This window comes from Nonomuraea sp. NPDC003560 (assembly GCF_042878785.1).
In the GTDB taxonomy this organism is placed as follows: Bacteria; Actinomycetota; Actinomycetes; order Streptosporangiales; family Streptosporangiaceae; genus Nonomuraea.
Genome location: NZ_JBIAOF010000002.1, coordinates 341,327 through 366,521 on the forward strand (window position 1 = coordinate 341,327; position 25,195 = coordinate 366,521).

Genomic DNA, 25,195 nt, shown 5'->3' on the forward strand with positions numbered 1-25,195 from the left:
GTGGGGACACTCGACGCTGAGAAGACCGGGCTTCCCGTCCCGCGGGAAGCCCGGTCCGGTCTCGGTCAGAAGGTGGGCGTGATCTCCTGGGTGGTTCCTCCCACACCGTGGTAGTTGCTCCCGATCGACCACACAGAGTCGTTGATCAACGGCTTGTACTCGAACGCCTGGCCGGCCGGGATGCCCGGCACCCAGCAGTCCCACACAGCGGTCGAGACCTTCACGCAGTCACGACCGGCAGACCAGGTGAGCGGGCTGACGTTGCCGCGGATCGTGATCCTGTTGCCCGCCCCCGCGTCCTTCTGCACGCGGATGCGCGTCGACCCCGGCGCCTCCTTCACCTGGTACGCCCGGATGATCGTCTGCTTGGCGGTGTTGCCCGCCTGATCGGCCAGCGTCGCGCGCAGGGACACGTAGCCGGGGCCGGCCGGGTTGGTGATCTGCGGGGTTCCGCACGTCGACCCTTGGGCCACCGTCGTCCAGGTGGAGCCATCGTCGACGGAGGACTCGATCAGGCAGGAGGTCAGGGACGTGACGGCCTGGCCCGGCTCCCGCTGGACGCTTGTGACCACGGGGGTCACCGTTCCGGCCGCCGCGCGGTTCAACTCGTCCAGTCCGTCCGGCCGGTACCGCACCACCATCAGCGGGAGCGGCCCGTTCGCCGTGGCATCGGAGCTGAAGGTCCATTCCGTATCGATCTGGGTGGACGTGGCGTCATTTCTGTTGGTGGCCGAAGCCGTGAGCTTGTACTGCGAGCCGGCCTCCGGAACCGTCACCGGGACGAGCCAGGTACGCGGCTTCACGAAGTTGGACCAGATCTGCTGGCCGTCGCGGAACAGCCGCATCGATCCCTCGATGTTGGCGTTCTCGCCGCTGTGACCGGCTTCGGAGTCGGAGTGGAGCTTGATGTAGTTGAACACCATCTCGTTGTTGTCACGCCAAGCCGTACCACTCCAATAGCCATTCTTCGCGGGGAGGGCGGGCCCGATGACCGCGCCGTTCCACGTCTCCGTGTTGTCCAGGCCGGAGCCGAACTCCCGGGGATCGGAGAGGACCTGCTTTCCGTCGAACCGGAGCAGGCCGCGCCAGCGTCCCGGCGTCCGGTACTCGGTCACCACGGACGGCATCTTGACCGGCGAGTAGATCAGGGCCGCCGGAGAGCTGAGTCCCGTGTCGAACTCGGGCTGGACGAGCAAGCTCGCGTACGACGCCGTGCCGCGGTAGGTGACGTCGACCTTCGTCAGGTTGGCCGGCGTTCCCTGGAAGGTCGGCTCGCTGGGCACTCCGCTGCGCTGGTCGACGATGCGGTAGAAGTACGGGCTGGGACTGGTCGCCGAGGAACCTTCCTTGTCGAAGTAGGCGATGGCGGTGTAGGTGATGCCTTGGTCGCTGACCGGGAGGACGTAATCCGCCATACTGAACCCGGTGTAGAGCCCGTCCTCGACGCCGTAGTGGAAGTTCACGTACGTCTCGCGCAGGATCTGCCGGGCGGTCGGCTCGCCCACCGTGACCGTGGCCTTCTTGGCCTGCTGCGAGTCGAGGGTGATCGTCCGGTCCTGCGACATGTTCGCGGGCACGACCGCCATCGTCCACGTGTCGTCGGTCTTGATGAGAGCGCCGAGGTAGTAGGAGCCTGCCGGCAGGTCGATCGTGCCACTGCCGTTGGCGATCGCGACCGGCGTCTCGGTGTCCGACTGGCGGGAGAAGACCCACACCGTGGTGTTCGCGGGTGCGCCCAGGCGGTCCTTGACGACGAGGTTCAGCGTGTGCTGCTCGGGCTGGACGTAGGCGCCGATGGCCGTGCGAATGACCTCGCTGCCGGTGGTGGCCGTGAGCTGCCCGGAATAGGAGCCGACCGGCTGGCCGTGGCCGTCGACGGTCACGGTGACGTCCGCGGTCCCGCTGGCGGGAACGGTCACGTTGGTCGCGCTCACCGTGAACAGGCCGGCCGGAGCCCCGGCCGCACTCACCTCCAGGGTCAGGGTGACAGGCGTGCTGCTGAGGTTGCGATAGCTGACGGTACGCGTGACCGGTGCGTTCACGATCGAGGACACCGGACCGAAGACCGGGGCTCCCTCAGCGATCACTGTTGCTGTCGCTGCGGCGTTCACATCAACCCGGCCGGTGCCCTGCTGGAAGGCGGTCAGCCCAGGGGTGGGAACGGCGCTGCTGGTCAGAGCCGCCTTCAGCCGGGTAGCCGGCCAATCCGGGTGCAACTCCGCCAAGAGCGCCGCCGAGCCGGCCACGTGCGGCGCCGCCATCGACGTCCCCGACGCCGAGCGCAGGCCACCGCCCGCTTTCGCGGCGACGATGTCCACTCCCGGCGCGGTGATGTCGGGCTTGACGGCGAGGTCCCCCACGCGCGGCCCGCTGCTGGAGAAATCGGCCAGCACGTTCTGCTTGTCGACCGCCCCCACGGTGATCGCGGCGTCCGCCGAGCCAGGAGAGCCGATGGTCTGCGAGCGAGGCCCCTCGTTGCCCGCGGAGATGACGAACAACGCGCCCGTCTGCGCGGACAGGTCGTTCACCGCCTGCTCCATCGGGTCGACACCCGCGGTGTCCGGCCCGCCGAGGCTCATGTTGACGACCTTCGCGCCGGCGGTCGTCGTGGCCCACTCCATCCCCGCGATGATGTCGGATTCGACGCCGGAGCCGTCGTTGCCGAGCACCTTGCCGACGACCAGGTCGGCCCCTGGCGCCACGCCCTTGCCCGCCCCGCTCGTGGTCGCCCCGGTCCCGGCGATCGTGGCGGCGACGTGCGTGCCGTGTCCGGCCACGTCTTCCACGCCCTGGCCGGTGAAGTCCTGCGAGTCGATCACCTTGCCCGCCAGATCCGGATGGTCGGTGTCGTAGCCGGTGTCGAGCACCGCCACCTTCACACCCTCACCGGTGTGACCCGACTGCCAGACCTGCGGAGCGCCGATCTGCGGCACACTCTCGGTCAGCGTGGCCTTGACCCGGCCGTCCAGCCACAGCTTGCCCACCTCACCGACGAAGGCGCGCGGTGAGCGCTTGCCGCCCACCAGCGCCTTCCACTGTGCGGTGGTCTTCGTCTTGTCCACGGCGAAGGAGCTCATCCCGAGCCGTGGCAGCGACTTTCGGAGCCTGGCGTCCTTCATCACCTGCTGGGCTCCGGCGGTCGAGCGCCCCTTGGGGCCCTGCACGAGTACGGCCAACGCCTTGCTCTTGTCGTCGCCATAGTGATCGTCGATCAGGCGGTCAAGGTCGAACAGACGCGGGTCCAGTCGCCCGTTGGCGAGCAGGTCGAGGGCGTCACCCGGGACGACCGACAGGGCGCCGTCGCGGCCCTTGGTGACTCGGTAGCCGATCCCCTCGCGGCCGGAGCCCGGCTCGAAGGCCAGCAACTGCAGGCCGTCACGACCGTCGGCCACCGTGACGACGTCTCCGGTGATCAACGTAATGCGTTGGGAGTTCGGCCCTGCTTGGAGTGCAGGTGGTGGAGCGGCGGCGGCGACCGCCGGGGTCGGCGCTACGGCAAGCGCAAGGCTGAGCAGCGCGGCTAACGATCTACGCATCGATTCTCCTAGTACCAGGGAGATGCTTGGAAGGTTTCAGCAAATTTCGACGCTGACGAGATCGAATATAGAGCCCAGCGATCTCCAACCGTATGGAGGGTCGGCATAGCCAGGGATGACGGACGGGACGTATGCGCTTAAAACAGGATATTTCGCTCAAGCAGGGCGCTGAAGACGCCTGAATGCTTCCAGAAATTTCCTGCAAGTCTCTCCAGGAAGCCCTGCGCATGCCCGTCCTCAAGCAACGGCGGCGGGCAAGGTGCCGCCGACGGACAAAGAGAAGCGCCGGTCGTAAAGCCGGCGCCGCGGGGGTCGTCGGCGGGGAAGCCGCCTTGGTCAGCCGCTTCGTTGCACCCGGCAATGGCCCCCGGGGCAGGCGGTCGTGAGCGGGGCTGCCGGGGCGCGATCTACTGCTTAGGCGGTGGGCAGGGGAAACTTGACATGTGTGAGGTGTTCGGAGACCTCCCAGAGCCTTTGCGCGGCGGCGTCGTCGAGTGCTTCGCCGGACAGTTCTTCGAGGGCGGCGGGGCCGCGTACCCCGAACCGGCTGGGGCCGGAGAAGCTGGCGCCGGGGACGTCGCCGATGGTGGCCAGAAGGGTCGGCCGGGCCCCGCCTTCGGGGCTTTGGGCCAGTAGCCGCGTTCCCAGTGCGAGGGCGTGGTCAAGGATCGGCCGGCCGGTGGTCATGGTGAATCCGGTGGCCGCCCAGCCGGGATGCGCTGCCGTGGCCAGGATCGGTGAGCCGGCTCTGTTCAGGCGGCGCTGCAGTTCTCGGGTGAACAGCAGGTTGGCCAGTTTGGTCTGTCCGTAGGCGCCGAACGGCCGGTAGGGCCGTCGTTGCCACTGCAGGTCCTCGAAGTTGATGTGGGCGTTGCGGTAATTGGTGGAGGACACGGTGATCACCCGCCTGGCGATCCGGCTCAGGAGCAGATTCGTCAAGGCGAAGTGTCCGAGATGGTTGACGCCGAGCTGGCTCTCGAAGCCGTCGGTGGTGTGCTGCAGGGTGTTGGTCATGGTGCCGGCGTTGTTGATCAGATAGTCGACGGGGCCGTTCACCGTGCGGGCGAACTCACGTACGGAGGCCAGCGACCCGAGGTCGAGCGGGCGTGACTCGGTGAGGCCGCCCATCTCGGCGGCGGCCGCGCGGCCGCGGGTCTGGTCGCGCACGGCGAGGATGACCCGTGCGCCCTTGGCGGCCAGTGCGGCGGCGGCGGCCTTGCCGATGCCGCTGCTGCCGCCGGTGATGATGACGGTCCGGCCGGTCTGGTCGGGGATGTGCATGGTCATGAGGTGACGGCGGTCTTTCCGTGATCGTGTCGCGCGGTGTTCAAGATCGATGGCTTACGGATGCGCCGCTTCACAGGCCGTCCCAGAAGTCCGACAGCATGCGGGCGGACCGGGCCGGGTCCTGAAGCATCCACCAGTGACCGAGCCCGTCGAGGTCGACGGCACGGGCGCCGGCGCGCTGGGCGGCGCGGTGGCGGAGGGCGACGCTGCCGGCGGTGAGGTCGTCGGCGGCCACGGGAACCAGACCGGGCCGGGTTGCTGCCGCCGGCAGATCGCGCCCGCGTTCGGCCAGCGTGTTCTCGGGCACTGAGCGGTACAGCGACAGGATGGCCCTGCTCATCTCCGGGCCCTGCCCGAGCGCCACCTCGCCGGCCGCCGGCTCCGGGATGCCCCACGAGATCATGCGCCGCGTACGTTCCGCGACGTCTCCCGAGAAGGTCTCCTCGACGTGGCGTTCCCCATCTCCCGGCGTCTGCCAGATCTTGGCGATCTCATGCCAGGTGAAGTCCGGTTCGTACCCGCCGATGGTGTCGCTGGTCCAGCTGCGCACCAGGTCGGGACGGGCCATCGCGACCTCCAGCACGTAACCGCCGCCGAAGTCGTGGCCGACCAGGTCCACCGGGGTCCTGAGCCGCGACAGCTCGTCGACGAGCCAATCCCGGTAGTCCAGGAACGTGGCGCCGAAGCCTGCGGGAAGCGCGGCGCCGAAGCCCGGAGGTGAGAGCCGGACCACCTCCTGCTGCTGGGACGCGGGCAACTCGCTGATCAGAGGGGTCCAGACTGCGGAGGTCACGGGTACGCCGTGGACAAAGACAATGGTCATGCCAGGTATGACAGCATCGGACCGGCACAGGCGTCCAAGACCTGTGTTGCACCCCGTGATGCAAGAAGTGCATAACGGAGGGCTAGTCTTGCGGCATGCCTCCCGATCTGGACCTGCGGCTGGTCCGGTACTTCACGGTCGTCGCCGAGCAGCTGAACTTCGCCCGAGCGGCCGAGGAACTGCGGGTCGCCCAGCCTTCCCTGAGCCGTCAGATCCAGCGCCTGGAGAACACTCTCGGCGTGCGTCTGCTGGAACGCACCACCCAGGGCAGCCGCCTCACCGCCGCGGGCGCGGCCTTCCTGCCCCAGGCACAGCAACTGCTGCACGGCGCCCACCAGGCGGTCCAGACCGCCCTGGCCGCGGCGCCGGCGCTCACCGTCACCGTCGGGTACGTCGACGATCTCGTCATCACACCCGCCGTGCGCGACCTGCGCCATCGATTTCCCGACGCCCACGTCCGTACTCGTCACCTCGGTTCGCAGGACGCCTCCATGCTGCTGGAGCGGCAGGTCGATGTCCTGGTCACCCGTACGCCGCTGCCGATCCCGGCCGAGGATCTGGAGGTGACGGTCCTGTACTCCGAGGCCCGGGTGCTGCTCGTGCCCGCGTCGCACCGCCTCGCGGGGAAGGGGGCGGTCACGGCCGACGACCTCGCCGCGGAACCACTCGTGGGCTGTACCGGGATGGGCGTCGAATGGACCGCCTTCTGGCGGCTCGAACCCCGATCGGACACCGCACCCGCCCCGGTGGGTCCTACCTTGGCCGAGACCTACGAGGACAAACTCGAGGCCATCGCCGACGGCACCGCCATCGCCGTCGTCCCGGCCGGCGACCGGCGCTACACCCTGCGCCCCGGCCTGGTCACCGTCGCGCTCGACGGGATCGAGCCTTGCCAGATCGTCGTGGCCGCACGGACCGCGGACACGAACCCACTCGTCACGGAGTTCGTACGATCCGCGAAGGACCTCCTGGTCGGTCCCATCACCAGTGTTCCGGCCCCTCCCGCCCGCTGAGTGGAGGGTTCCCGGGCGCGATGCCACGACGGAAAGGACCGCCGTGTCGGCACCGGAGGCTCCGGCGAGCACGGTGATCGTGGAGATCAGCAGACCGGCGAGGAAGCCGCCGAACCTGTTTCCCAGGTCATCGGAGAGCGGGAGGAGCCCCAGAGCCGCGCGAAACTGCTCGCCAAGCCACCACTGCGCGAGGAGCTGGCCGAACTGTGCCTGTTCCCCATCCGGGTGGAGGCCTCCACCCTCGGCAGCCGGTCGGTCGCCCTGGGGGCGGTGCGGCTCGCTCTCGACGAGGTCGAACGGGCGCTCTTGGCGGCGGCTGACCCGCATGAGTACTCGCAGAGCGAATGAGGCCCAATATTCGACACGCATACGCCGAGTTCGCCTGCCGACTCGTCGCCCCATGGCCAGGCGTTTCCTGATGTTGGTGCTGCCGTGGGCATGATGTGCTGTTCCTGGCCGGGGCGCTGAGATCGCGTGTGGCGTGTGGTGCTCGAGGCGATCGGAGCGGGTGCTTACTTCGATTTGACCAAGGTCTGGCCTACCGCGCTGTCCTAATTCGGCTCTTCGAGCCGGTATTTGGATAGTGACCGGGCAATGCTCGCCCGCTGGATCGGGACGATGATGCTGACAGGACATTCTTTTCGTTCAGTCGAGCTTTTCTGCCTTCTCCCGCCATTACGGCCAGAAGGCGGTTATGCGTGCAAGCGGGACAATCTGCGGCCAGCCGCTGCCCGGGACGCCACGCCGGCGGCTTGCCCGGCCGGATCATGTGTGTCCCGGGGAACGTGACCAGGGGATATCGCTTGACGCGGGCGGTGAAGGTGGGCGTCGATACCACCGCCCCCGACCAGCGGCCGCCGTGGGCGTTCCACAACGGCCACCCCGGCCGTGTGCGTGCCATGGGACGGCTGCAATCCGGGCCCTGGACGCCGCTGCCCATGCGTGGGGTGCCTGACGGCATGACCGCGTCCCGCGCGACGCTGCGGGCAACCCCGCCGGTCGGGTCGTGCAGGGACCCATCGCCCAGGGGCGATGGCGTGTCCAGCCGGTCGTAGGGGTGCGAAGGAAAGGCGTCGTCGAGCAGCGACGACGCGGTCAGCAGCCGATCAGGACATGAAGGGCACGACGACGCAGATGAACGGAACCACCTTCAAGACATGTTCCTGCCGCGACGAGGCGACCGGCAAGAGACTGGGCAAGGCCTGCGCCAAGCTGCGCCGCCCCGGCGGCGCAGGGGAGAGGTGGAGCAGCACCCACGGCCGCTGGGCCTACCAGCTCGAGTTGCCCGCGCACGCCGATGGGCGGCGGCGCAACCCCCTGCGACGGCGCGGCTTCGCCACACTGGAGGAGGCCGAGGCTGAACTGGAGCACGCCCGTGCACTGCTGGCGCTGGATGAGGACCCACACGTGCAGCGGAAGATCACCGAGCTGATGCTGTCGGTGCTCAAGGACACCAAGACGCTGCCGCCTGTGGAGGAGGTGCGGCGCAAGGTCCGCACACGGCAGGACCTCAACCCCACCGTCACCGTCGCTGAATGGATGCAGGAGTTTCTGCGGCGTAAGCGGAAGATCGATGCCACCACCCGTCGCTCGTACGAGGCGCACATCCGCCTGTACTTCACCCCCTACCTCGGCGACATCCGGTTGGACCGGTTGCGGGTGTCGGATGTGGCGGGGATGTTCGATGCGATCGAGGAGTTCAACGACGTCATCACCGCCGCCCGCGCCAGCGCCGATCCGGAGCAGCGGGCGACGGTGCGGTATCGGCGGCCGGTCGGTCCGGCAACCATGCACCGCATCCGGGCGACTCTCCGGCACGCGCTGAACATCGCGATCAAGCAGGACCGGCTGATCGACTTCAACCCGGCGGCGGTGGTCGAACTCCCCGACGCCGTATCTCCCAAGGCGCTGGTGTGGACCGAGGAGCGGGTGGCCGCCTGGAACCGCGACTTGCAGGAGCGGCTCGATGTTGAGCAGCGGCGACGGTGCGGGGCGCGGCTGAGCCGCGCCGCCATGATCAACGTGTACGCGTCCGTGCCGCGGCCGTCTCCGGTGATGGTGTGGACGCCCTCCCACACCTTCGCCTTCCTCGCCCAGGCGGCCACCCATCGGCTGTTCGCGCTGTACCGACTGATCGCGTTGCGTGGGCTGCGCCGGGGTGAGGCGGTCGGGCTGCGCTGGAAGGATGTCGACCTGGCCGCCGGGACGGCAGGGGTGCATTGGCAGATCACTCAGCTGGGGTGGGAGCCGGTGCAGGGCCGGCCGAAGACCGAGGCCAGCGACCGCACCATCGCGTTGGACGCCGATACCGTCACCGCGCTACGCGCGCACCGCAAGCGCCAAGCCGCTGAGCGGCTGGCGGCGGGGGAGGCGTGGACGGACAGCGGGTTCGTCTTCACCGACGAGATCGGCCGGGCGTTGCATCCGCAGCAGGTCAGCGATCAGTTCTACCTGCTGTCCTTCCAGACGGGGTTGCCGCCGGTGCGGCTGCATGACCTGCGGCATGGGGCGGCTTCGATCATGCTGGCCGCAGGTGTCGATCTGAAGGTCGTACAGGAGACATTGGGGCATGTGTCATCCACCTTCACGCGCGACACCTACACCAGCGTCTACCCCGAGGTGGCCCGCGCCGCCGCCGAATCCGCCGCCGCCCTCATCAACACCGCAGCCAGCGGCGCGCAGACTGCCCGGTTGATCACACTGCCGAACCACATCGACCACGCCACTACCTGAGCTACCGAACCCAGCAGGCCCGCCGATTCCCCGGCGGGCCTGCTTGTTTGCCCTCCATGACGGTGTCGAACTGTGGAGCCGATCGGTATCTAATTTCGGCTGCGAAGGGGCGAGCGGACTTCCGCATGAAGCAGGGGATCTTTTATCTGCTGGTCAGAAACGCCTGGCGAGCACAACGAAGCAGTTTGGCTAAGGCTTGACCGCTCACGAGGGCGTCGCTGACCGAGGACGCCGTACGGGCCTTCTTGCTTGGTCTTCTGTTGGTCGTCGGCGAGGTCTGAGCTGACGATGGCGGACTAAATGATCTACCGCCGTACACGGTCCGTACACAAGAGCAACCATGGAGCAACCGACCATGATCAACGGCAAGATCCGAGGGTGGCGAAAACGGAGAAACCCCAGGTCGAACGCGGTATTGGTGAGTAGGGCGGGTGGGACTTGAACCCACGACCCACGGATTATGAGTCCGATGCTCTGACCGGCTGAGCTACCGCCCCTGGATTCAGTTGTGACATGCGGTGTGCGGCGTATGGATCTTGGTGAGGCTCGCGCATGTCAAGGCTAGAGCATCGGATCCGGGTGTGCCGCACGGCCGGATGGGGACGGGGTCCCGCGGACATCATTCCATGCCGGGCAAGGTTGGTGGAGTCGTGTCGATCATATTCGGGTCTCGGTTGGGGGTTGTGTTTGCTGTGGGCGGAATGGGAGGGGTTGGGAGGGGAGGTACGGTGCCGATATGGCGATCAAGGTGGTGTACGAGACCCACTCCATCACTGTGGACAACGAGATCGGCGTCGCCACCGGGTGGCTGCCCGGGGAGTTGTCCGAGCGGGGGCGGGAGCTGGCCGCCGAGCTCGGGGTGCGGAGGCGGGGGGTGGACGTCGTCTACTGCTCGGATCTGCGCAGAACGGTCGAGACGGTGGAGGTGGCGTTCGGGGGCGGGAAGGAGGTCCGGCTCGACGCGCGGCTCAGGGAGTGCGACTACGGCAGCTACAACGGACGGCCGGTGAGCGAGGTGGCGGCCCTGCGCAGGCGGCACATCGACACGCCGTGGCCGGGCGGGCAGAGCTATCGGCAGGTCGTGGCGGCGACGGCCGCGTTCCTCGACGACCTGCGGGAGGAGTGGCAGGGGGCCACGGTGCTGGTGGTGTCCCATTCGGCCAATCGGTGGGCGTTGCAGCACCTGCTGGACGGCACTCCGCTTGAGGACCTGGTGGACGCGCCGTTCGAGTGGCGGCCCGGCTGGGAGTACGAGGTGGCGTAGCGCCTTGCCCGGAGGCGGGGGCCGGTTCAGGGTGGGGTTGGACGTGAATGGTCGCGGCCCAGGGAGCCGGACATGGCTGATGCGCCGATCGCGTCCGCGATCAGCGCCGGCGGGTGGAGCTGGGTTGTCTCCCGCCGCTGGGGGTGCCGTCACGGTAACGGCGGGCCCACGGGGCGAGGAGTTCTTACTTCACTCCTATCAGGGTGTTATGGCGCGGTGCCGTACGCCGGGTTGCGTGCGAGCCAATCGGAGTAGACCGGACTGCGGCGTACGGCCTCGGTGTGCGCCTGTTTGGCCTGGGCGACCACCCAGGTGGCGTCGGGGGCGGTGGGGTGGCGGCCGAGGAGCTGCCGCCAGCGCAGCGGCGCGCCGGAGAGCGGGACCATGGCCAGCCCCGGCAGGGCCTGGTGGGTCGCCTGGCAGAGCACCACGGCGCGGCCCACCTGGGCGAGGTGGGTGCAGGTCGGGACGTCCGTCTCGTAGATCGTTCCGGGGGTGAAGCCGGCTCGGGCGCACGCCATGGCGAAGCAGTCGGCGAAGCAGCCGTCGCCGGGGGTGACGGCCCATTGTTCGCCGGCCAGGTCGGCCAGCTCCACCTCCTTCTCCTTGGCGAGCGGATGGTCCTCGCCGACGAGGGCGAAGACCGGGTCGACGCTGATCGTCTCCCACAGGAGCGTTCCTGTGGGGGTGCCGGAGTCGCCGCAGGCGCCGGTCAGCACGTAGTCGAGGCGGCCGAGCTCGACCATGTTGATCAGCTCGTGCGTTGACCACGACGTGAACGTGGTGACCGTGCGCTCCGCGGCCAGCCGGTCGACCAGGCCGCCGAGTATCGGGCCGTTGGTGGCGCCGATGCGGAAGCCGGGGGAGGGGGTGTGGGCGAATCGTACGGCCTCGTCCTGCAATTCCTTGGCCGCGGGGAGCAGCACGCGCGCCCGGGCGAGCACCAGCTCGCCGAGTCGCGTGGGCCGCGCCCCGTGGCGGTCACGTTCGAACAGGGCGCCGCCGAGCACCCTCTCGATCCGTTTGAGCTGGGCGGTGAGGGCCGGCTGTGCCAGCCCGAGCAGGGACGCGGCCTTGCTCACACTTCCCGCGTCCGCTACCGCGCGGACGATCCTGAGGTGCCTGAGCTCGAGGTCCATACCGGGAAGGTAAGGCGACGAATCGCTCCCAAACAATGGCTATATGTCAGGAATTGTGACAGATATTGTCGGGGGTGTCTGGGGTAGGGGGAACCCATGACGACGATGGGAATAGATCCGGCCCAGCTCAGCGACGAGGATGTGGTACGCGAGCTGCGGCAACTCCATGCCACTCGTAGTGACACATTCTTCCATGGATCAGACGATGCTCTGGCACGTCACACTTCCCGTACCAATGAGCTAGAGGCGGAATACCTTCGCAGGTTCCCCGACCGCGAGGTCGATCCGGCCAGGCTGAGGGAGGGGGCGAGGCAACGTTGATGTCCGAGGGGCATGACGTGCAGGAGCTGTCGGACGTCGACATCCACGTCTACGAGGCGGTGGCCTCGCAGGCGGTCGGGTCCGGCGGCGTGGCCGGCCTGGAGGCGGTGATCCGGGCGACCGGCCTGGAGGACGACGAGGTGCGCGACAGCCTGGCCGCCCTCGTGAACCAGGGGTACGTCGTCCCGCGGGGCGACGGGTACGGCCTCGGTCCCCACACCTTCGAGGTCGAGTACTGAACGGGCGCGGACGGCTCCGCGCCGCCGCCGCAGCGGCGCCGGCGCGGAGCCCACAGGCCGGGCGCACGGCCTGTGGGCCGTAGGGCGGGTCGAGGGCGGTGCGCTAGGGCTTGAGGGGGCGGAGGCGGGCCCACAGGACGAAGGCGGCGCCGAAGACGGCCATCGGCAGGCCCGTCCACAGGTTCACCGCGTCCCCCAGCAGGCCGGCCACGACGAGGATCACGCCGTACAGCAGGAACAGCCCGCCGATCACCATCCGGATGTCGCTCACAGGATCACTCCGTACAACAGGGCGGCCAGGATCACGGCGCCGGTGCCGAGCAGCACCGGCGAGCGGTACCAGCGTGTGTCGCCGGCGAGGGCGTCGTCCTCCAGGTCCGCGGCGCTCAGGCCGTACACCAGGCCGCGCAGCTCCCGCTCCGGCTTGGGCGTGGTGACCAGCGTGACGATCACCGACACCAGCACGTCCACGGCGAAGGCGATGCCCGCGCCCCAGAAGCTGGCGTTCAGCTCGGTGCCGAAGTCCACCACGCCGGCCTTGTAGGCGAAGTACGACGCGAAGGCGCTCAGCGTCCCCGCCAGCAGCCCCCAGAACCCGGCCCACGGCGTCATCCGCCGCCAGAACAGCCCGACGACGAACGTCGCGAACAGCGGCGCGTTGAAGAAGCTGAACAGCGCCTGCAGGTAGTTCATGATGTTGGAGTAGCCGGCCGCGATGAACGCCGTGCCCACGCCGAGCGCCACGCCGGCGACGGTGGCGACGCGTCCGACGTTCAGGTAGTGGCCGTCCGGGCGGTCGGGCCGTACGTGCGCCTGCCAGATGTCGTTGGTGAACACCGTGTTGAACCCGCTGATGTTGGCCGCCATGCCCGCCATGAACGAGGCCAGCAGCCCGGTCACCGCGACGCCGAGCACGCCGTTCGGCAGCAGGTCGCGCATGAGCAGCGGGATCGCGTCGTTGTAGTCCTGGCCCTTGCCCAGGTCGCCGAAGAGGACCAGCGCGATCATCCCCGGCAGCACCGTGACCAGCGGGATCAACAGCTTGGGGAAGGCCGCGATGATCGGCGTCATCCGGGCCGCGTTGGTGTTCCTGGCCGACAGGGCGCGCTGCACCTCGGCGAAGTTCGTCGTCCAGTAGCCGAAGGAGAGCACGAACCCCAGCCCGAAGACGATCCCGATCCAATGGGCCTGCATAGGGTTGGAGCCGGCGGTCCCGGCCCAGGTGTGCAGGCCGCCCTCGCCGAGCGCGCTCTGCCGTACCCTGTCGGACAGCCCGGCCACGCCGCCGACCTTGACCAGGCCGAGCACGGTCAGCGGGATCAGCCCGGCGAGGATCACGAAGAACTGCAGCACCTCGTTGTAGATGGCCGAGGACAGGCCGCCGAGCGTGATGTAGGAGAGCACGATGAGCGCCGAGACCACCACCGACACCAGCAGCGGCCAGCCCAGCAGGGCCTCCATGACCAGGGCGAGCGCGTACAGGTTCACCCCGGCGATGAGGATCTGCGCGACCGCGAACATGAGCGCGTTCAGCAGCTGGGTGGCGCCGTTGAAGCGCCTGCGCAGGAACTCCGGGACGCTGCGCACCTTCGAGCGGTAGTAGAAGGGCATCATCACGATGCCGAGGAACACCATCGCGGGGACGGCGCCGATCCAGTAGTAGTGCACGGTCATCGCGCCGTACTGGGCGCCGTTGGCCGCCATGCCGAGGATCTCGATGGCGCCCAGGTTGGCCGACACGAACGCCAGACCGGTGATCCAGGCGGGCAGTCCGCGGCCCGCGAGGAAGAAGTCGAGGCTGGAGCTGATCCGGCGGCGGGCGGCGAACCCGATGGCGAGCACGGTGGCGAAGTAGACCGCGATGAGCAGGTAGTCGAGGAGGTTGACGTCTAATCGCACAACCGGCCCGCTACCCGGAAAACACCGCGATAGCCGCACTGCGGGTGGGGTGCGAGGGTTGCCGGGGTGAACGGCGGCGTGCGGTGGTCGCTGTGGTGGGGTGCGTTGTGGACCGCGTGCGGCGGTCGCCATAGTGTCGAGAGGTGGACGTCGCCACCTTGACCCCCGCGCAGGCGCGGGCCCGCTTCCGGGTCGGCGAACGGGTGCCCACCGCGGGCTGGTGCCGCGGCTGGACGCAGGCCAACCTGATCGCCGTGCCCGCCGCCCTGCGGTACGAGCTGCTGCTGTTCGCCCACCGCAACCCCCGGGCGTGCCCCGTGCTCGACGTGGGCGAGCCGGGCGCCTGGTCGACCACCCTGTTCCCCGGCGACCTGCGCACCGACCTGCCCGGCTACCGCCTCTACCGCGACGGCGAGCCCGTGGCCGACCTGGACGAGGTGACCGGGCAGTGGCGGGCCGACCTCGTGCCGTTCCTCATCGGCTGCAGCTTCACCTTCGAGGCGGCGCTGCTGGCCGCCGGCGTCCCGGTACGGCACCTGGAGCAGGGCAGGAACGTGCCGATGTACCGCACGAACGTGCCGTGCGAGTCCACCGCCTCGCTGTCGGGGCCGCTGGTCGTCTCGATGCGGCCGGTCCCGGAGGAACTGGTGCGGCGGGCCGTCGAGGTGAGCGGCAGGTATCCGCGGGTGCACGGCGCGCCGGTGCACGTGGGCGACCCGGCCGCGATCGGCGTGCTCGACCTGGGGCGCCCCGACTTCGGTGACCCGGTGGAGCTGCGGCCGGGGGACGTGCCGCTGTTCTGGGCCTGCGGGGTGACGCCGCAGGCGGCGGTCATGGCGAGCGGCGTGGAGTACGCGATCGGTCATCTGCCCGGTCACATGGCCGTGCTGGACGTCCGGGACGACGACTATCGAGTGACTTGACCAGATATTTCGCGGTATAGGTGGATGCTTCGGTCAGTTCGGCCGGGGTGCCTTCGAAGATCACCTCGCCGCCGTGCCGGCCGGCCTCGGGGCCGAGGTCGATGACCCAGTCGGCGTGCTTGACCACGTCGAGGTCGTGCTCGACGACGATGACCGTGTCGCCGCCGTCCACCAGCCGGTCGAGCAGGGCCAGCAGCGTGTCCACGTCGGCCATGTGCAGCCCGGTCGTCGGCTCGTCGAAGACGTACACCTGGCCGCGCTCGCGCATCCGGTGCGCCAGCTTGAGCCGCTGCCGCTCCCCGCCGGACAACGTGCTGAGCGGCTGCCCGAGGGTCAGGTAGCCGAGCCCCAGCTCGCCGAGCCCGCCGATGCCCGGCAGGTCGAACAGGCCCGCGGCCTCCTCGGCCGTCATCGCCAGCACGTCCGCGATCGTGCGGCCCTCCACCGTGTACGACAGCGCCTCCGGGCTGTACCGGCTGCCTCCGCACGCGTCGCACACCCGGGTCACCGGGTCCATGAACGCCAGGTCCGTTCTGATCTCGCCGCGCCCCTTGCACACCGGGCACGCCCCCGCCGAGTTGAAGCTGAACAGCCCCGGCCGCACCCCGTTGGCGTCGGCGAACAGCTTGCGCAGCGGGTCCATGGCGTCGAGGTACGTCGCCGGGGTCGAGCGCGGCGAGCCGCCGATGGCCGACTGGTCGATGAGCACCACGTGCGGGTGCCGGGCGACCAGCTCCTGGCGCATCAGCGTGCTCTTGCCCGACCCGGCCACCCCGGTGACCGCGGTGAGCACGCCGAGCGGCACGCGTACGGTGACGTCCTTGAGGTTGTGGGCGTTCGCGCCCTCGACGGTCAGCCAGCCGGCCGGGGCGCGCACGGCGTCCTTGAGCCCGGTGACCCGCCGCAGCATGCGGCCGGTCAGCGTGCCGCCGGACGTCAGCGCCGCCACCGTGCCCTCGAACACGACCCGGCCGCCCCGCGCGCCCGCGCCCGGCCCCATGTCCACCACGTGGTCGGCCAGCTCGATCAGGTCGCGGTCGTGCTCGACGACCAGCACCGTGTTGCCCTTGTCGCGCAGCTCCACCAGCAGGTCGCCGAGCCGGTGGACGTCACGCGGGTGCAGCCCCACGCTGGGCTCGTCGAAGATGTACGTCATGCCGGTGAGGCTGCTGCCCAGGTTCCGCACGGTCTTGAGCCGCTGCGCCTCGCCGCCCGACAACGTCGGCGTCCCGCGGTCGAGGCTGAGGTAGCCGAGACCGATGGCGTCGATCCGGCGCAAGGACTCCACCGCCGCCTCCGCCACCGGGTCGCCCAGGCTCTCCAGCACGCCGATGAGGTCGGTCACCTCCATCGCGCAGTGGTCGGCGATGGACCGCCCGTCGATGCGCGAGGCCAGCGCGGCCGCGTTGAGCCGCCGGCCGCCGCACTCCGGGCACGTGGCCTGCCGCACGTACGGCGCCGCCGCCTTGTCGAGCTGGTCGAGGTCGCGCTTGAGGTGGATCCGCTCGAACCGGGTGACCAGCCCCTCGTAGGTGTTGGTGTACTCGCCGCGGCTGACCTTGAAGCCGCCGCCGTACAGCAGCAGGTCGCGCTCCTGCGGCGTGAAGCCGCGCAACGGCTTGTCCGGGTCGAACAGCCCCGACCTGGCGTAGAGCTGCCACACGTACGACCCGGGCGGTGCCATGCGGATCGCGCCCTCGTTCAGGGAGAGGTCCTCGTCGAGCAGCTTGCCGACGTCGGCCTCCACCTTCTTCCCCAGACCGTCGCAGACCGGGCACATGCCCTGCGGGTCGTTGAACGAGTACGCCGTCGCGGGCCCCGCCGACGGCTCGCCGCGCCGCGAGAACAGCACCCGCAGGATCGCGTGCACCTCGGTCATGGTGCCCACGGTCGAGCGGGCGCCGCCGCCGACCGGCTTCTGGTCCACGATCACGGCGGCGGTCAGGCCGGACATGCGCTCGGCGCGCGGGCGCTCGTGCTTGGGCAGCCGGTTCCTGACGAACGCGCTGAAGGTCTCGTTGAGCTGCCGCTGCGACTCCGTGGCGATGGTGCCGAACACGATCGAGGACTTGCCCGACCCCGACACGCCGGTGAACACCGTCAGCCGCTCCTTGGGCAGCCGCAGCGAGACGTCCTTGAGATTGTTCTGCCGCAGGCCGATCAGCTCGATGTCGCGCGACACGTGCCACACCCCCAATAGCTTTGGCTACTACCTATAGCCTAAGCTAATTCATGTGGCTGACATTCCCGACCGGCGAGCACGACGGCGAGCCGAGACGCAGGCCGAGATCCTCGGCATCGCCCTCGACGTGATGGCGGAGGAGGGCGTCGCCGGGCTGAGCCTGGCGACCGTGGCCAGGCGGCTCGGCATCCAGCCGCCGTCGCTGTACAAGTACTTCCCGTCCCGGCACGCGGTCTACGACGCCCTGTTCAGGCGCGGGCAGGAGGGCTACCTGGCGGCCGTGCGGCGGGGGGCCGAGCCGCATGAGCCGGGGCTGGCCGCCATGGGGCCGTCCCTGGAGGCCGGAGCGCGGTGGATCATGGAGAACCAGGTGCTGGCCCAGTTGATGTTCTGGCGGCCGGTGCCGGGGTTCACGCCCTCGCCCGAGGCGTACGCGCCCGCGCTGGCCGTCCACGAGCACTTCGCCGAGCTGATCAGGGCCGCCGTCGGGCGCGGTGAGCTGCATCCCGACGCCGCGGGCGAGGAGGGGCTGGCCCTGGCCGCGAGCCTGATCGCCGGGCCCGTGTCCCAGCAGCTCAGCAACGAGCCGGGCGCCTCCTACGAGGAGGGGCGGTTCACCCGGCTCGTCCCCCGGCTGCCGGCCGTGTTCGCGGCGGTGTACCCGCCGCCGTGAGCTGGCCGCGGCGGTGTACCCGCAGCCGTGAGCTGGTCGCCGACCGGCGGCGCGCCCCGCCGGTTGTCGATCTCCAGGTGCGGCACGACGGGCGGCTCGTCCACCCGGATGTTCCGCAGGTAGTCGGCGAAGGCCGCCAGCTTGCCCGCGTCCCTGGCCAGGCCGCGCGCCTCCAGCCGGGCGCGCAGCGTCGGCCCGTCCGAACGCACCCACAGCAGGCGCACGGGCGGGCCGCCCAGCTCCGCCACCCACCGCGCCCAGCGCGCCGCGTCGTGCACCTGCGCGGTGAACGGGCCGTCGAGCAGCACCGGGCAGCCGTGACCCCGGATCTGCGCGGCGATCCTGGTCAGGCCGGTGTACTCGTGCTGCTTGACGTGCCGGTCGTACCAGGGGCCCTCGCGCTCGCCCTGGTCGCGGCCGTGGGCCCGCAGGACCTCCGCGACGAGGTCGCCGTAGACGGTGTCCTTGTCGAGCAGGGCGGGCACCGGCGACAGGCGGGCCAGCAGCTCGGCCGCCACGGTGGACTTGCCCGCCCCCGGCGGCCCGCTGATCACCCACACGGTCGTCATGCGCCCAACCTACGCGGATCTGCGTACGCGGGTGCCTCGCCTGGGCGGACGACGTCCGGCGCGCCCGCGGACAGACTTCCTGCTCATGCTGACCGTCTTCGCCAGAGCGTTCCGGGTGCCGGAGCTGCGCAGGAAACTGCTGTTCACCTTGGGGCTGATCGTGCTGTTCCGCCTCGGCCAGATCATGCCCGCGCCCGGCGTGGACGTCGTGGCCGTGCGGCAGTGCGTGGGCTCGGCGAGCGGCGGCGTCTTCGACATGATGCAGATGCTCAGCGGCGGCGCGATGCTCCAGCTGTCGGTGTTCGCGCTGGGCGTCATGCCGTACATCACGGCCAGCATCATCCTGCAGCTGTCCGCCGTCGTGGTGCCGCGGCTCGACACGCTCAGGAAGGAGGGGTCCAACGGGCAGGCGCGGATCACCCAGTACACCCGTTACCTGACCGTCGGCCTCGCCGTCCTGAACGCCACGACCGTCGTCACCCTGGCCCGCTCGGGGAACCTGCTGCCCGGCTGCGCCCGTCCGCTGCTGCGCGACCAGGGGCTGCTCGCGGTGTCGGTGATCGTGGCGACGATGGTCGCGGGCACCTGCGTGGTCATGTGGATGGGCGAGCTGATCACCGACCGGGGGATCGGCAACGGCATGTCGATCCTGATGTTCACGCAGGTCGTGGCGGTGTTCCCGGGGTACATGGCGAAGATCTTCGTGCTCACGCCGTTCGGGTTCGCGGTGATGCTGGCGGCCGGGCTGTGCCTGGTGGCGGCGGTGGTGTTCGTCGAGCAGGCCCAGCGGCGGGTGCCCGTCCAGTACGCCAAGCGCATGGTGGGGCGGCGCATGTACGGGGGGAGCAGCACGTACATCCCGCTCAAGGTCAACCAGGCGGGGATCGTACCGGTGATCTTCACCTCGTCGCTGCTCTACGTGCCGACGCTGGCCGCGCCGCTGCTCGGCGCGGAGGCGGGCGCCTGGGTCTCGCGCAACCTGACCGCCGGCACCCATCCGCTCTACATGAGCGTGTACGTGCTGCTGATCGTCTCCTTCGCCTACTTCTACGTCGCGATCACCTTCAATCCCGTCGAGGTGGCCGACAACATGCGGCGGTTCGGGGGGTTCGTGCCGGGGATCCGGCCGGGCGCGCCGACGGCCCGCTACCTGGCGTACGTGTTGTCGCGGCTGACCGCGCCGGGAGCCGTCTACCTCGGCGTGCTGGCGCTGCTGCCGCTGGTGGCGTTCGCGATCCTGCGCGACCCCGGCACGCAGCAGAACTTCCCGTTCGGCGGGACCAGCGTGCTCATCATGGTCGGCGTCGGGCTGGACACGGTCAAGCAGATCGAGGCCCAGCTCCAGCAGCGCAACTACGAGGGCTTCCTGCGGTAGGCCGCGAGCCGGGCACGAGGGCTTCCCCGGGCAGGCCGCGTGCCCGGCTCAGACCGGCGGCGCGAGCCCGGCCCGCATGGCGAACACCACGAGCTGGGCCCGGTCGCGGGCACGCAGCTTGACCATGGCCCGGCTGACGTGCGTGCGCACGGTGTCGGGGCTGATCACCAGCTCCCTGGCGATCTCGTCGTTGGACCGGCCCGTCGCCACCCACGCCACCAGCTCGCGCTCACGCGGGGTGAGCGTGCCCAGACCCTCGACGGGCTCGGCGCCGCCGCGGCCGAACAGCCCGATGACCTTCCTGGTGATGGACGGCGACAGCAGCGCCTCGCCCGCCGCCACCACGCGCACGGCGTTGACCAGCTCGTCGGGCGCGCTGTCCTTGAGCACGAAGCCGCTCGCCCCGGCCTGGAGGGCGGCGAAGACGTACTCGTCGACGGCGAACGTGGTCACCACGACGATCCGGGTGCCGGCCAGCGTGGGATCGGCGGCCACGGCGCGCAACGCGGACAGGCCGTCGGTGCCGGGCATGCGGATGTCGAGCAGCAGCACGTCGGGACGGGTGCGGCGGATCAGGTCGAGCGCCGCCGCGCCGTCGGCCGCCTCGCCCACGCACTCCATGCCGGGCTCCCGCTCCAGCAGCGCCCGCAGCCCCATCCGCACGACGGCCTGATCGTCGGCGACCGCCACCCTGATCACGCGGCCCCCGGCGCCCGTACCGGGCAGGGCTGTGCCGGGGGCGGGCGCGTCCGGGCCTGTCTGGACGGGGGTGTGCGTGTCCGGGCCTGGGGGGTGGGGGCCTGGGCCGGGGGCGGTCATGCCTCGTACCGGGGGAAGCGGGCGGTCACCTGGAAGCCGCCGCCCTCGCGGGGCCCGGCGATGAGCCGGCCGCCCGCCTCGGTGACGTGGGCGCGCATCCCGGCCAGCCCGCGGCCCTCGGCGGCGCCGTTCCAGCCCGCGCCGCGGTCGGCCACCTCCAGGACGAACGCGCACGGGCCGTCGGCCAGGCGCACCGAGGCCCTGGTCGGGCCGGCGTGCCGGAGCACGTTCGTGAGGGATTCGCGGACCACCCGGTAGACGGCGTCCTTGAGGTGGGCGGGCACGGCGGGATCGGCGGGCTCGACGTCGACCGGCAGGCCCGCGGCGCGTACGCCGGCGATGAGGCCGGACAGGTCGGCGGCCGGCGGATCGATGCCGTCGAGCGCGGCGCGCAGGTGGGCCAGGGCGGTGGTGCTGGTCTCCCTGATCGCCCGGAGCGAGGCCCGTGCCTGCTCGGGGTCGTCGTCGAGGACGACGAGCGCGAGCCCCGCCTGCATGGCGATGGCGGCGAGCCCGTGACCGGCGGCGTCGTGCACCTCCCCGGCGATCCGCGCCCGCTCGGCCGCCACCACGTCGGCCTTGCCGAGGAAGGCCCCCGACCGCCCGAGCACGGCGTCCGCCTGCCCGAACACGATTTCCGCCGCGTGCGGGACGGTCTGCGGGATGGCGTCCGCCGTGTGCGGGACGGCCCCCGCCGTGTGCCGGACGGTCTCCGCTGTGTGCGGGACGGCGTCCGGCGTGTGCGGGGTGGCGGTCGCCGAGGCATCGTCGGCGGCGGCGGGCCGGGCGGGACGAACGGTGGCGGCGGGATGGGCGACCGCGGGCGCCGGGATCCCCCACGCCGCACCCACCGGCCAGGCCCCGCGCCCCGAAGCCGCCTCCCCGGCCCCCAGACCGCACAGCGCCCCGCCCCCACCAACGGGCACACCCGGGACGAACGCGGACGGCGACGAGGAATGGGAAGCGAGCGCGGACGACGACGCGGTGTGCGAGGCGAGCGCGGACAGCGGCGTGCTGTGGGGGGCGAGTGCGGACTGCGGTGGGGCGGTGTCGGAGGCGTGGGACGAGGGCGGGGGCTCGGTGTCGGCGGCGGCCGCCGCTGCCGCGGCCCTGGCCTGCGCGAGGCCGCTGAACGACCACGGGACGGCCAGCCACCCGGCCCAGGCCAGCATGACGACGACCGGGACGTCACCCGCCCGGCTCAGGCGCGACAGCGCCGCGACCGACCTGCGCAGGCGCCCGCCGCGTTGCGTGTGCTCGCTCACCATCCCCCACCCGGCCAGGCTCGTGTCGCCCCGATCCTAGCGAGTTCTGGGCGGCACGGTCCGATCACCGCCCGCCCGGCCGCCCCGAGACGATCTTGACGACAGGGCCCGGATCAGCCCCTCGGGCCTGCACACGCCCCTCGACGAGGGACTGCCCGCCGGTCGGGCTCAGCACCCGGCCGGTCAGCCGTTGCCGGGGTGGCGGTCGGAGTCAGCGCGTCCGGTCGGTCAGCCGGTGTCGGGGCGGGGTCCCGGGTCAGCGCATGCCGTCGGTGAGCCAGCGTAGGGGGTTGTCGTGGGTGATCAGGCGGATGACGTCCTCGCCGGTGCCGGCCTCGCGCAGGCGGGGGAGCAGGCTGTGGAACAGGTGGGCGTAGCCGCAGCCGCCGTACCGCTGGACCTGGGCCACGCGGCTCAGGCCGGTGCTGAGGAGCAGGCGGTCGGCGTGGCCGTCCTCGATGAGGCCGAGCGCGATCCTGGCCGCCTGGTCGGGGCCGAGCGCCAGGACGCTGAGGCTGACGTACGCGCCCGCCTCGGCGATCTTGCGGGCGCCGCCCAGGTCGCCGGAGTAGCCGGCGGCCACGCGGGAGCCGGGCAGGTTCTCGCCGAGCAGGATCTCCAGCAGCGCCGGGGCGTTCTGGCCGTGGGTGGCGACGGGCAGGCGCGACTGCCGGGAGGCGCGGGCGGCGGCGCGCAGGCAGCGCTCCTCGCGGGCGGTGGGCTCGGCGCCCCAGCTGCCGACCTCGCCGATCACGCCGGGGAAGACACCCGTGCCGTCCACGCCGCTGGAGATCTCGGTCATCAGGCGCCGGGTGAGCTGCTCGACGTCCTCGTCGCCGACGTCGGTGAACGGCTGGGCGAAGAAGCCGGTCGAGGCGATCACCGGCACCCGGCTGCCCGCCGCGATGCGGGCCAGGGCGGCGGCGTCGCGGCCCATGCCGAGACAGGTGAGCTCGACCACCAGGTTGAGCTCGTCGGACTGGCGCAGCTCGCGGAGCTCCGCGGTGACAGTGGTCTCCTCGTCGAGCCAGCGGTGGGGGTCGGAGTCGATGCCGACCGCCCAGCGCATGTCGTTGCGCAGGTGCTCGTGGGGGAGTACGGCGCCGTTCACCGCTGCCGCGCGGATCGGGCCGGTGACGGTGCGAAGGATGACCTCGGGCATAGCCGACATTAACCGATAGTTGCCGGAATCCCCTTACTTCTGGCGGGAAATTTTACTCTTCGTCCTGTTTGGCGGCCTGCTAGTGGTCTGCAAGTGTTCCTGCCAATGTGGGCCGTATCCTGAGAGGCAGCCGACGACACGGGGGAGACGTGCCGATCCAGAACTCCGAGACGGGCGACGCCGACGTGATGAAGGACGAGGCCGCCGACCGCTCCGCCATGCCCGCCCGCCGCGGCGGTCTGAAGGGCCGGCTCGACGGCATACGGTCCACCCGCGCGGGCGCGCTCACGCTGAAGATCGTGGTCGGCGTCATCGGCGCGGTGATGGTGGTCGGCGGCCTGATCATGGTGCCGTTCCCCGGGCCCGGCTGGCTCGTGGTGTTCGCCGGGCTGGCGGTGCTGGCCACCGAGTTCCACTGGGCCCACCGGGTGCTGGAGTTCGGCAAGCAGACGCTGCACGCCTGGACGCAGTGGTACAAGCGGCAGGGCTGGACGGTGCGCATCCTCGTGCTGCTGGTGACCGTGGCCGCCGCCGCGGTGATCGTCTATTTCGGCATGCTGACGCTCGGCATCGACCTGCTGGAGATCGCCCAGCGTTTCGTCTAGTTCCGCGGGGGCTTTCAGACCGGGTCGTTATCGTTCCCGGAATCGCCGCCTTTCCCTGCCTATTCTGCGGGCGTGCTCGCTCACCTCGCCGTCGCGCTGTCGCTGACGTTCCTCGCCCCGGCCGCCGCTCGGGCCGACCTGACGTTGCCGGAAACCGGCGGCATGAAATATCACGAGAAATCGGGCGACCCGGTACGGCTCAGCGCGTACGGCCTCGGCACCGGCCGCACGTACCTGCGCGCCGCCACCGGCGACGCCTTCACCCGGCAGAAGGGTCTGTCGGAGGTGGCGGTCTCGCCCGACGGCCGCCTGACGGCCGGGGTGCCGTCGTCCTACCGGGCGGGCTACGACTCCGTGGTCGTCACCGACCGGGCCACCGGCAAGACCGCGCGGATCCGTACCGTCAAGAAGCCCATGACGGCCGCCTACGCCTCCTGGTCCAGGGACGGCAGGAAGCTCGCGCTCACCGTCGAGCAGAAGAGCGGCGGGACGTGGCGGGTGCTCGGCTTCACGGTGGTGGACGTGCGCGCGGGCACCGCGAGCACGGTCCGCGTCGCGGGCCTGGCCCGGAAGGCCGGGTTCTGGTGGAGCCCCGACGGCAACCTCGTCAGCATGTACGGCACCGGCCTGCGCGTCTACCGCCCCACGGACGGCGCGGTGCTGCGCACGTACGCGGACGTGGGCCTGCCGACCGGCCCCGAGGACTCCTACGCGCCCTCGGGCAAACGCCTGACGACGTGGTGCCCCTCGCGGTTCAAGGAGCAGGTGTGCCTGGTCGACCTGGCCACCGGCACGATCGCCCAGCGCGTGGCCGTCAAGCCGGCGGCCCTGTTCGGCTGGTGGGACGACACCCATCTGATCGCCGTCACGACGGCCGGGAAGGGCCGCCGCCTGTCGGTGCTCGACCTGACCGGCCGGACGACGCGGGTGCTCGCGGACGTGCCCGCCGCCACCTGGGCCGCCGAGCTGTGGGTCAACTTCGCCAGGACCCGGGTGTCATAGGTACAGGCCGGTGCCGTGGTCGGTCTCCTGGGTGGCCACCGCGTGCAGGTCGCGCTCGCGCATGACGAGGTAGACCCGCGCGTGCACCTCGACCTCGAACTGGTCTTCCGGGTTGAACAGCACCTTGTCGCCCACCTTGACCGCGCGCACGTTCGTGCCGACGCCGCAGACCTCGCCCCACGACAGCCGGTTGGCCATCTTGACCGTCGCGGGGATGACGATCCCGGAGCCGCTGCGCCGCTCCTCGGCCTCCTGCTCCAGCCGGATCATCACCCGGTCGTGCAGCATCTGAATCTCGAACTTGGGCGCTTCCACGGGTCACAGTTTACGAGCCGCCGCAGCTCCGCAATCCCGCGATCGTCCCTG

Annotated in this window: 23 protein-coding genes and 1 tRNA gene; 11 read left to right on the top strand and 13 right to left on the bottom strand. The window is 70.5% G+C overall.

Annotated elements, in window-relative coordinates:
- Nucleotides 1–65: 65 nt before the first annotated feature.
- The 3 genes from ACFYUV_RS06905 to ACFYUV_RS06915 all read right to left on the bottom strand — a co-directional run bounded on the left by ACFYUV_RS06905 (nucleotide 66) and on the right by ACFYUV_RS06915 (nucleotide 5,646).
- Nucleotides 66–3,416 carry a S8 family serine peptidase gene (locus ACFYUV_RS06905; RefSeq protein ID WP_387665852.1) on the bottom strand — a complete coding sequence of 1,117 codons (3,351 nt, stop codon included), beginning with the start codon at nucleotides 3,414–3,416 and terminating at the stop codon, nucleotides 66–68.
- Between the two features lie 534 nt (nucleotides 3,417–3,950).
- Nucleotides 3,951–4,823, bottom strand: coding sequence for an oxidoreductase (locus ACFYUV_RS06910; protein ID WP_387665855.1), 873 nt, complete (start codon nucleotides 4,821–4,823; stop codon nucleotides 3,951–3,953).
- Nucleotides 4,824–4,893: 70 nt separating this feature from the next.
- Nucleotides 4,894–5,646: an alpha/beta fold hydrolase gene (locus ACFYUV_RS06915; protein WP_387665857.1), complete on the bottom strand. Its 753-nt coding sequence runs from the start codon at nucleotides 5,644–5,646 to the stop codon at nucleotides 4,894–4,896.
- 95 nt (nucleotides 5,647–5,741) lie between these two features.
- Here ACFYUV_RS06915 and ACFYUV_RS06920 point away from each other — a divergent pair, with 95 nt between their 5' ends.
- The 3 genes from ACFYUV_RS06920 to xerC all read left to right on the top strand — a co-directional run bounded on the left by ACFYUV_RS06920 (nucleotide 5,742) and on the right by xerC (nucleotide 9,392).
- Complete coding sequence (locus ACFYUV_RS06920; RefSeq protein ID WP_387665860.1) at nucleotides 5,742–6,659, top strand: LysR family transcriptional regulator; 918 nt, start codon at nucleotides 5,742–5,744, stop codon at nucleotides 6,657–6,659.
- Nucleotides 6,660–7,007, top strand: coding sequence for a hypothetical protein (locus tag ACFYUV_RS06925; RefSeq protein WP_387665862.1), 348 nt, complete (start codon nucleotides 6,660–6,662; stop codon nucleotides 7,005–7,007).
- A 765-nt stretch (nucleotides 7,008–7,772) separates the two neighbouring features.
- Nucleotides 7,773–9,392, top strand: coding sequence for a tyrosine recombinase XerC (gene xerC / locus ACFYUV_RS06930; protein WP_387665865.1), 1,620 nt, complete (start codon nucleotides 7,773–7,775; stop codon nucleotides 9,390–9,392).
- Between the two features lie 423 nt (nucleotides 9,393–9,815).
- On the opposite strand, the gene ACFYUV_RS06935 is transcribed toward xerC, so the two are convergent.
- Nucleotides 9,816–9,889 (bottom strand) — tRNA-Ile (locus ACFYUV_RS06935).
- Nucleotides 9,890–10,128: 239 nt separating this feature from the next.
- Between ACFYUV_RS06935 and ACFYUV_RS06940 the strand changes: the two genes are divergently transcribed.
- The gene (locus ACFYUV_RS06940) at nucleotides 10,129–10,656 is read left to right on the top strand and encodes a histidine phosphatase family protein (protein ID WP_387665868.1); all 528 of its coding nucleotides are present in this window, start codon (nucleotides 10,129–10,131) and stop codon (nucleotides 10,654–10,656) included.
- A 206-nt stretch (nucleotides 10,657–10,862) separates the two neighbouring features.
- Here ACFYUV_RS06940 and ACFYUV_RS06945 read toward each other — a convergent pair whose 3' ends face one another.
- Nucleotides 10,863–11,795, bottom strand: a complete 933-nt coding sequence (locus tag ACFYUV_RS06945; protein ID WP_352327067.1) for a LysR family transcriptional regulator — start codon at nucleotides 11,793–11,795, stop codon at nucleotides 10,863–10,865.
- A 105-nt stretch (nucleotides 11,796–11,900) separates the two neighbouring features.
- Here ACFYUV_RS06945 and ACFYUV_RS06950 point away from each other — a divergent pair, with 105 nt between their 5' ends.
- A complete protein-coding gene (locus ACFYUV_RS06950) occupies nucleotides 11,901–12,116 on the top strand; it encodes a DUF6158 family protein (protein ID WP_260477503.1) in 216 nt (71 codons plus the stop codon).
- Nucleotides 12,116–12,355 (top strand): hypothetical protein, encoded by a 240-nt coding sequence (locus tag ACFYUV_RS06955; protein WP_387665871.1) that lies wholly within the window; start codon nucleotides 12,116–12,118, stop codon nucleotides 12,353–12,355. The genes ACFYUV_RS06950 and ACFYUV_RS06955 overlap by 1 nt, the downstream gene beginning before the upstream one ends.
- A 103-nt stretch (nucleotides 12,356–12,458) precedes the next feature.
- On the opposite strand, the gene ACFYUV_RS06960 is transcribed toward ACFYUV_RS06955, so the two are convergent.
- The gene (locus tag ACFYUV_RS06960; protein ID WP_352353608.1) at nucleotides 12,459–12,626 is read right to left on the bottom strand and encodes a hypothetical protein; all 168 of its coding nucleotides are present in this window, start codon (nucleotides 12,624–12,626) and stop codon (nucleotides 12,459–12,461) included.
- The gene (locus ACFYUV_RS06965) at nucleotides 12,623–14,254 is read right to left on the bottom strand and encodes a sodium:solute symporter family protein (RefSeq protein ID WP_387665873.1); all 1,632 of its coding nucleotides are present in this window, start codon (nucleotides 14,252–14,254) and stop codon (nucleotides 12,623–12,625) included. Before ACFYUV_RS06965 ends, ACFYUV_RS06960 begins: the two co-directional genes overlap by 4 nt.
- Before the next feature lie 143 nt (nucleotides 14,255–14,397).
- Between ACFYUV_RS06965 and ACFYUV_RS06970 the strand changes: the two genes are divergently transcribed.
- Nucleotides 14,398–15,177: a putative hydro-lyase gene (locus tag ACFYUV_RS06970; protein WP_387665876.1), complete on the top strand. Its 780-nt coding sequence runs from the start codon at nucleotides 14,398–14,400 to the stop codon at nucleotides 15,175–15,177.
- Here ACFYUV_RS06970 and ACFYUV_RS06975 read toward each other — a convergent pair.
- On the bottom strand, nucleotides 15,086–17,359 hold the full coding sequence (locus ACFYUV_RS06975; protein WP_387665878.1) for an excinuclease ABC subunit UvrA: 2,274 nt from the start codon (nucleotides 17,357–17,359) through the stop codon (nucleotides 15,086–15,088). The genes ACFYUV_RS06970 and ACFYUV_RS06975 overlap by 92 nt on opposite strands.
- 52 nt (nucleotides 17,360–17,411) lie before the next feature.
- On the opposite strand from ACFYUV_RS06975, the gene ACFYUV_RS06980 reads away from it, so the two are divergent.
- A complete protein-coding gene (locus ACFYUV_RS06980; RefSeq protein WP_387665880.1) occupies nucleotides 17,412–18,032 on the top strand; it encodes a TetR/AcrR family transcriptional regulator in 621 nt (206 codons plus the stop codon).
- On the opposite strand, the gene ACFYUV_RS06985 is transcribed toward ACFYUV_RS06980, so the two are convergent.
- On the bottom strand, nucleotides 17,957–18,601 hold the full coding sequence (locus ACFYUV_RS06985; RefSeq protein ID WP_387665883.1) for an AAA family ATPase: 645 nt from the start codon (nucleotides 18,599–18,601) through the stop codon (nucleotides 17,957–17,959). The genes ACFYUV_RS06980 and ACFYUV_RS06985 overlap by 76 nt on opposite strands.
- Nucleotides 18,602–18,686: 85 nt before the next feature.
- Here ACFYUV_RS06985 and secY point away from each other — a divergent pair, with 85 nt between their 5' ends.
- Nucleotides 18,687–19,976, top strand: coding sequence for a preprotein translocase subunit SecY (gene secY, locus ACFYUV_RS06990; protein WP_352353596.1), 1,290 nt, complete (start codon nucleotides 18,687–18,689; stop codon nucleotides 19,974–19,976).
- Nucleotides 19,977–20,024: 48 nt separating this feature from the next.
- On the opposite strand, the gene ACFYUV_RS06995 is transcribed toward secY, so the two are convergent.
- The 3 genes from ACFYUV_RS06995 to ACFYUV_RS07005 all read right to left on the bottom strand — a co-directional run bounded on the left by ACFYUV_RS06995 (nucleotide 20,025) and on the right by ACFYUV_RS07005 (nucleotide 23,222).
- Nucleotides 20,025–20,675, bottom strand: a complete 651-nt coding sequence (locus ACFYUV_RS06995; RefSeq protein ID WP_352353595.1) for a response regulator transcription factor — start codon at nucleotides 20,673–20,675, stop codon at nucleotides 20,025–20,027.
- Nucleotides 20,676–20,791: 116 nt separating this feature from the next.
- Entirely contained in the window at nucleotides 20,792–22,063 is a 1,272-nt protein-coding gene (locus ACFYUV_RS07000) for a sensor histidine kinase (RefSeq protein ID WP_387665887.1), read from the bottom strand.
- 253 nt (nucleotides 22,064–22,316) lie between these two features.
- Nucleotides 22,317–23,222, bottom strand: a complete 906-nt coding sequence (locus ACFYUV_RS07005; RefSeq protein ID WP_358302470.1) for an aryldialkylphosphatase — start codon at nucleotides 23,220–23,222, stop codon at nucleotides 22,317–22,319.
- A gap of 149 nt (nucleotides 23,223–23,371) precedes the next feature.
- On the opposite strand from ACFYUV_RS07005, the gene ACFYUV_RS07010 reads away from it, so the two are divergent.
- Both ACFYUV_RS07010 and ACFYUV_RS07015 read left to right on the top strand, forming a co-directional pair.
- Complete coding sequence (locus ACFYUV_RS07010; RefSeq protein WP_352327238.1) at nucleotides 23,372–23,827, top strand: TIGR02611 family protein; 456 nt, start codon at nucleotides 23,372–23,374, stop codon at nucleotides 23,825–23,827.
- 72 nt (nucleotides 23,828–23,899) lie between these two features.
- Complete coding sequence (locus tag ACFYUV_RS07015; protein WP_387665890.1) at nucleotides 23,900–24,829, top strand: hypothetical protein; 930 nt, start codon at nucleotides 23,900–23,902, stop codon at nucleotides 24,827–24,829.
- Here ACFYUV_RS07015 and ACFYUV_RS07020 read toward each other — a convergent pair.
- Complete coding sequence (locus ACFYUV_RS07020; RefSeq protein ID WP_357700902.1) at nucleotides 24,824–25,144, bottom strand: co-chaperone GroES; 321 nt, start codon at nucleotides 25,142–25,144, stop codon at nucleotides 24,824–24,826. The two genes, ACFYUV_RS07015 and ACFYUV_RS07020, sit on opposite strands and share 6 nt — an antisense overlap.
- Between the last annotated feature and the right edge of the window lie 51 nt (nucleotides 25,145–25,195).

What these genes read in the sequence shown, in the direction of transcription:
- ACFYUV_RS06945 (WP_352327067.1), bottom strand. Translation starts at nt 11,795, where the DNA reads ATGGACCTCGAGCTCAGGCACCTCAGGATCGTCCGCGCGGTAGCGGAC.
- ACFYUV_RS06940 (WP_387665868.1), top strand. Translation starts at nt 10,129, where the DNA reads ATGGCGATCAAGGTGGTGTACGAGACCCACTCCATCACTGTGGACAAC.
- ACFYUV_RS06955 (WP_387665871.1), top strand. Translation starts at nt 12,116, where the DNA reads ATGTCCGAGGGGCATGACGTGCAGGAGCTGTCGGACGTCGACATCCAC.
- ACFYUV_RS07000 (WP_387665887.1), bottom strand. Translation starts at nt 22,063, where the DNA reads ATGGTGAGCGAGCACACGCAACGCGGCGGGCGCCTGCGCAGGTCGGTC.
- xerC (WP_387665865.1), top strand. Translation starts at nt 7,773, where the DNA reads ATGAAGGGCACGACGACGCAGATGAACGGAACCACCTTCAAGACATGT.
- ACFYUV_RS06950 (WP_260477503.1), top strand. Translation starts at nt 11,901, where the DNA reads ATGGGAATAGATCCGGCCCAGCTCAGCGACGAGGATGTGGTACGCGAG.
- ACFYUV_RS06910 (WP_387665855.1), bottom strand. Translation starts at nt 4,823, where the DNA reads ATGACCATGCACATCCCCGACCAGACCGGCCGGACCGTCATCATCACC.
- secY (WP_352353596.1), top strand. Translation starts at nt 18,687, where the DNA reads ATGCTGACCGTCTTCGCCAGAGCGTTCCGGGTGCCGGAGCTGCGCAGG.
- ACFYUV_RS06915 (WP_387665857.1), bottom strand. Translation starts at nt 5,646, where the DNA reads ATGACCATTGTCTTTGTCCACGGCGTACCCGTGACCTCCGCAGTCTGG.
- ACFYUV_RS06985 (WP_387665883.1), bottom strand. Translation starts at nt 18,601, where the DNA reads ATGACGACCGTGTGGGTGATCAGCGGGCCGCCGGGGGCGGGCAAGTCC.
- ACFYUV_RS06920 (WP_387665860.1), top strand. Translation starts at nt 5,742, where the DNA reads ATGCCTCCCGATCTGGACCTGCGGCTGGTCCGGTACTTCACGGTCGTC.
- ACFYUV_RS07005 (WP_358302470.1), bottom strand. Translation starts at nt 23,222, where the DNA reads ATGCCCGAGGTCATCCTTCGCACCGTCACCGGCCCGATCCGCGCGGCA.